Below are 1,932 nucleotides of genomic sequence, written 5' to 3' on the forward strand. Positions count from 1 at the left end.
CTGTCGCTGCTGGGGATCACCGACGAGGATCTGGACGCACTGCTGCGGGATCCGGATCAGGTGGAAGGCGGGGCGGTTGACGGCGAGGATGACATTCCTGAACCGCCGGTGACGCCGGTGTCGGTGGCAGGTGATATTTGGCAGCTGGGATCGCACCGACTGATCTGCGGTGACAGCACATCCAGCGATGTTGTCGGGCGGCTGCTGGGCGATGTTCGCCCCCTGCTGATGGTGACGGACCCGCCCTACGGTGTGGAGTATGACCCCTCCTGGCGCAACCAGGCAGGTGCCGCCAAGACCAAGCGTACCGGCAAGGTGCTAAACGATGATCGGGCGGACTGGCGCGAGGCTTGGGCGCTGTTCCCCGGCGACGTGGCCTACGCCTGGCATGGCGCGCTGCACGCAGCAACCGTGGCTGAAATCCTGCTGGCAGCCGGATTCAATGTGCGGTCGCAGATCATTTGGGCCAAGGACCGACTAGTGCTCAGTCGCGGCGACTATCACTGGCAGCATGAACCCTGTTGGTATGCGGTCAAGAAGACCGGCAAGGGACATTGGGCAGGCGACCGCAAGCAGACCACGCTGTGGCACATTTCGGGGAAGGGTCAGGATGCGGCCACCGTGCACGGCACCCAGAAACCGGTGGAATGCATGCGCCGCCCGATCCTGAACAATTCCAGTCCGGGTCAGTCTGTGTTCGAACCCTTCATGGGATCCGGCACCACGCTGATCGCTGCAGAAACCACGGGCCGCGTCTGCTTCGGGATTGAGTTGAACCCTGCCTATGTCGATGTCGCCATTGAGCGTTGGCAGCGGTTCACTGGCGCCAATGCAGTGCTGGCGGAAACTGGTGGGACCTTCGTCAACTTAAAGGCGAAGAGGCTCGCAAAATGAGCATTTCCTGCGTCCCAAATACGTCGGATTCAAAGTGACACATAGGAATTTAAGAAGCTTATCTTTAGGCTATTGATCTACGAGATGTGTAGGCTGCGAGAGTGGCGCATCCATTTGCTAAATTGGGATCCATGCTCTCGCCTGGAAGTAATGTGTACTCAGCGACTCCCGTAATAACAGTCCGCATTGAAACCTATGAGCTTACTAATCGTCTCGGACCGGCCTTTCGACCGATATGCTTTCTGAATGGGTACCTGCAATCCATATTCTTTTGCGATGATGCTAGGCAAATTTACTGCGAATTGATGCATATGTGGGATTTCGTCGCCAGGATCGCGAATAGCATTGTTACCTTTAGGTGGAATAGAACGGAATGCAGCATAGTCCTGTGCGCCACGAACTGTCTGGATTGCAAGGTTTTTCAAACGTGGCCCGAGACTCTTGTCGCGGAAGAGGTCAACACCAAACCTTCGCGCCACTAAAGCGTAGCCCAAAGCGCTTTCGGCCCCAAGTGTATGATACCAATAACCGCGATATCCTCGGAAGGAATTGTTGTCGATCAGGCCATTCGCCTCGATCTTCTTCTCGAATGCCCGTTTGCGGGCACGAATTTCGCTGGAGGCTAGCCCGGAATTACCCGTCCAACGCGCATACGCGAGGACACCAATTCCATAGTCCGCAAATTCATAGAGACCGTCTGCGCGAAGTCCGTTCGCCGACAGCGGCGCGATAAACTTTTTGTACAGAGCTGTGAAATATTTCGTAAGAATTGCGCGGTCTCCGCTACTGATATGTTCTTCCAAAACTGATGCTGAAATTATCATCGCGATACCTGAGTATCCGCTGTGCTGTACAACGTGGTATGGGCAGACACTATTCTTGTTGCCACCCGACCAGCAATTCACCCGCTGAGCCTGCGAAACCGACATTACAGAGAGCAACGCCTGCGACTGAGCAAGGCCGACGAGAGTCGCGATGATGTTTCGTGCTCCAGCGGCGTCGTTGCGGGCAGCAACCCCTAACGAGACGCCGAGGAGC

General features: G+C 56.2%; 2 protein-coding genes. One reads left to right on the top strand and one right to left on the bottom strand.

The features are described 5' to 3' along the window. Positions 1-894, top strand: an 894-nt coding sequence (locus WBB85_RS04255; protein WP_432637385.1) for a DNA-methyltransferase, incomplete at its 5' end; no start/stop codon positions are given. Positions 895-1,052: 158 nt separating this feature from the next. Here WBB85_RS04255 and WBB85_RS04260 read toward each other — a convergent pair. Next, positions 1,053-1,932 (bottom strand): alginate lyase family protein (locus tag WBB85_RS04260; protein WP_432637386.1); only part of this gene is annotated, 880 nt, incomplete at its 5' end.

The organism is Albidovulum sp. (assembly GCF_049646345.1).
Classification (GTDB): Bacteria; Pseudomonadota; Alphaproteobacteria; order Rhodobacterales; family Rhodobacteraceae; genus Albidovulum.